Source organism: Azospirillum sp. UFLA03-27 (assembly GCF_059803775.1).
This window is the reverse complement of record NZ_JAUQTX010000396.1, coordinates 1-3,732: the sequence shown is the minus strand read 5'-3', so window position 1 is coordinate 3,732 and position 3,732 is coordinate 1. Positions and strand designations below refer to the sequence as shown.

At 70.5% G+C, this 3,732-nt stretch carries 4 protein-coding genes; all 4 read left to right on the top strand.

Annotation, left to right across the window (positions count from 1 at the left end; all coding sequences use genetic code 11):
• Nucleotides 1–1,105: ANL family adenylate-forming protein (locus Q4I23_RS31340; protein WP_498528806.1), on the top strand; the 1,105-nt coding region annotated here is incomplete at its 5' end.
• Nucleotides 1,102–1,833, top strand: coding sequence for an SDR family NAD(P)-dependent oxidoreductase (locus Q4I23_RS31335; RefSeq protein ID WP_454016809.1), 732 nt, complete (start codon nt 1,102–1,104; stop codon nt 1,831–1,833). The genes Q4I23_RS31340 and Q4I23_RS31335, both read left to right, overlap by 4 nt.
• Before the next feature lie 15 nt (nt 1,834–1,848).
• Complete coding sequence (locus Q4I23_RS31330; protein ID WP_498528805.1) at nt 1,849–2,961, top strand: ketoacyl-ACP synthase III; 1,113 nt, start codon at nt 1,849–1,851, stop codon at nt 2,959–2,961.
• 142 nt (nt 2,962–3,103) lie between these two features.
• The coding region (locus Q4I23_RS31325; RefSeq protein ID WP_498528804.1) for a flagellin at nt 3,104–3,732 on the top strand (629 nt) is incomplete at its 3' end.

Genomic DNA, 3,732 nt, shown 5'->3' with positions numbered 1-3,732 from the left:
GGCCGATGCTTTCGAAGCGGCGTTCCGGGCCGCGGGCGGGCGGGCGGTCCTGCCGCCGCAGGGCGTGCCGGCCCTCATTGCCGCCCTTGTCGCCGCCGAACGGGCCGGGGTGGAACTGCATCTGTCGCGCCGCACCTCCGCGGAGACGGACGGCAAGCCCCACGAGCCGGGCTTCACGCTGTTGCTGGAGACCTCCGGCACCACCGGCACGCCGAAGCTGATACGCCACGACTTCCAGCGCCTGCGCGGACGCCTGCGCGGTGCCGCCGATCCGGACGCGTGTTGGCTGCTGGCCTATGAGCCGGCGGCCTTCGCCGGGCTTCAGGTCATCCTGACGGCACTGGCGGCGGGGGCGACGCTGGTGTCGGCGCCCGGCGCCGCTGCAGGGGAACTGGCGCGTCTCGCCGTGAGGCACGCGGTGACCCACATCAGCGCGACGCCCAGTTTCTGGCGCGCCTTCCTGCTGGCGCTCGACGGCGAGGCGCCGCCCCTGGCGGCCGTCACGCTGGGCGGGGAGGTGGCCGACCAGTCGCTGCTCGACCGGCTGGCGGAGTGTTTTCCGAACGCGAAGCTTCGTCACATCTACGCCTCGACGGAGGCCGGAGCGCTGTTCGCGGTGGGCGATGGACAGGCCGGGTTTCCCGCCGCTTGGCTGGATGGCGGCATCGACGGGGTGGGCCTGCGCCTGAGCGGCGGTGTCCTGGAGGTGAACAGCCCCCGCGCGATGCTCGGCCATGGGGATGGCTGGCTGTCCACCGGCGACGTCGTGGAGGTGCGCGGTGACCGCGCGCTGTTCGCCGGGCGGCTGGATGGTCGGATCAATGTCGGCGGGGTCAAGGTTTCGCCGGAGGTGGTGGAGCAGGTGCTGCTGGACGTGCCGGGCGTGAGGGACGCCCTGGTTCAGGCCGCGGCCAACCCGGTGACCGGCCACATCCTGACCGCCCTGGTGGTCCCGGCGCCAGGGGTGGAGGAGGCCGTGCTCCGCGCCGCGATCCGCACCGCCGTGGCCGACCTGCCGCCGGCGGCGCGTCCCCGTCTGGTGACCATGACCGGGAGCATCGCCCTGGGGGCGGCGGGCAAGAAGACGCGGAAGGGAACGGCATGAACGGCAAAAGGCACGTCATCGTCACCGGCGGCAGCCGCGGGCTGGGGCTGGGCATCGTCGAGGCGCTGCTGGCCGAGGGCTACCGCGTCTCCACCTGCAGCCGCGCGCCGAGCGAGGCGCTGGAGCGGCTGGCCGGAACGGATCTGTTCTGGCAACCCTGCCGCATCGGCGATGGGGAGGCGGTGCGCGCCTTCATGGACGCCGCCCTGGACTGGGGCGGCGCGTCGCCGCTCTGGGGGCTGGTCAACAACGCCGGCATCGCGCGCGAAGGCGTGCTGGCGACCTTCCCGGAGATCGATGTCGAGGAGGTCATCCAGGTCAACCTGACCGGCGCCATCCAGGTCGCCCGCGCTTTTCTGCGCGCCAAGCTGATGAAGCGGGGGCCGGGGCGGATCGTCAACATCTCGTCGATCATCGGACAGCGGGGCTACAATGGGCTGTCCGTCTATTCGGCGTCGAAGGCGGGGCTGGACGGGCTGACCCGCGCGCTGGCGCGCGAGGTCGGGCGGCTCCAGGTCACCGTCAACTCGGTCGCGCCCGGTTATCTCGCCACCGAGATGTCCGGCACGCTGGCCGACGGGCAGCGCGACCAGATCGTCCGGCGCACGCCGCTGGGCCGGCTGGGCGACGTGGCCGACGTGGTGCCGGTGGTCCGTTTCCTGCTGGGCGACGGGGCGGGTTTCGTGACCGGCCAGACCATCGTCGTGGACGGCGGCATCACCGGCTGACGGAAGGAGACCCCCATGGTGGCCAGCGTGATCGAGGGCGTCGCCCTGGCGGGAATCGTCGCCTGCGTTCCGGAACGGCGCGAGACGGTGGAGGATCTGGCCGCCCGCTTCGGTGAGGACGCCGCCCGCCGGATCGCCAAGGCCACCGGAATCGAGGCGCGCCACTTGGTGCCCCCCCACCAATGCACCTCCGACCTGGGGGAAGCGGCGGCGCGGCGCCTGCTGGACCGGCTGGGCTGGGCTGCGGACAGCGTCGATCTGCTGGTCATGGTCACCCAGACCCACGACCACATCCTGCCGGCCTCGGGCTATCTGCTCCACCATCGGCTGGGGCTGGGCAAGGGAGCGGCGGTGCTGGACCTGACGCTCGGCTGCTCGGGCTACGTGCATGGCCTGTGGACGGCTTCGGCGATGCTGAAGGCGGCGGGCGGGCGGCGCGCCCTGCTGGTCGCGGGCGACACGACATCGCGCGTGCTCGACCCCGACGACCGCGCCGTGGCGCCCTTGTTCGGCGACGCCGCCACGGCCACGGCGCTGATCATGGAAGAGGGGGACGCCCCCATGGCCTTCGTGCTGGGCAGCGACGGTGCCGGCGCCCCTTACCTTGCCGTTCCCGGCGGCGGCCTGCGGCGGCCCGGCGAGCCCGCGCACCTGTTCATGGACGGCACCCAGGTCTTCGCCTTCACGCTGCGCGAGGTGCCGGGCAACATCCGTTCCGTTTTGGAACGCGCCGGCTGGACGATGGGAATGGTGGACCGACTGGTCCTGCATCAGGCCAACGCCCAGATGATCCGCCACCTTGCGCAGAAGCTCGGCGCCACGCCCGATCAGACGGTGGTCGGGCTCGCCGGATTCGGCAACACCAGCTCCGCCTCCATTCCCCTGGCGCTGGCCTCCGAATTGGGGTCGGCGTTGTGCAACGGACCGTTGCGCCTCGTCCTGTCGGGGTTCGGCGTCGGCTGGTCGTGGGGGAGCGTGGCGCTGACCGTCGGTCCGCTCGCGGTTTGCGAGGTGATGCTGCTGCCTGCAAGCCCGGCAGAATCTGCCGGGTCGGAAGCGCAACCGGCAAAGGGTGCCGGTCGGGAGGCAATTCTTGCCGAGCCCTCGGCAAAAATTGCCGAGCCCTGATTTGCCCGGAGGCAGGAATTTCCTCGCCTGGGCGGCAAATTCGATCTGGCCCATTTATTGCCTACCGGTAGCCCGAGGGAATTAGTCCCTCTCCGTGCGCGCAACGTCGTACGGATTGAAATCCTCCAAAAGGAGTGACTCCATGGCTACCAGCGACATCTCCCTCTCGTCGTCGATGCGCACGAACCTGCTGCAGTTGCAGGGCGTCCAGGACTCGATCGCGAAGAAGCAGAACATCCTCTCCACCGGCAACAAGATCAACTCGGCGCTCGACGGCCCGACCTCGTTCTTCGCCGCGAAGAACCTGACCCAGCGCGCCGGCGATCTGACCGCGCTGAAGGACACGATGGGTCAGGCCATCAGCACCATCAAGGCTGCCGACAAGGGCTTGTCCTCGATCGACGACATGATCGAGCAGGCGCGCGGCCTGACCACCGCCGCCTACTCCGCGCTCGGCACCGACGCCGGCTCCGTCGCCACCCGCAAGTCGCTCTCCAACCAGTTCAACGCGCTGAAGGAGCAGATCGACAAGCTGGCCGGTGACTCCGCCTACGGTGGCAAGAACCTGCTGGCGGGCAACGGCCTGCGGCTGGACTCCACCAGCGACTCGCGCCGCGCCGTCAACACCATCCAGGGCATCGAGAACGCCCGCATCACCAACGTGGTGGCGACTGACACCTACACGGTGCGCGTCAAGGGCGACGGCTCCATCGAGGGCGCGGCCGGCGAGATCAACAGCGCCGAAATGGCCCACGGCCTGGTCGGCCTGAA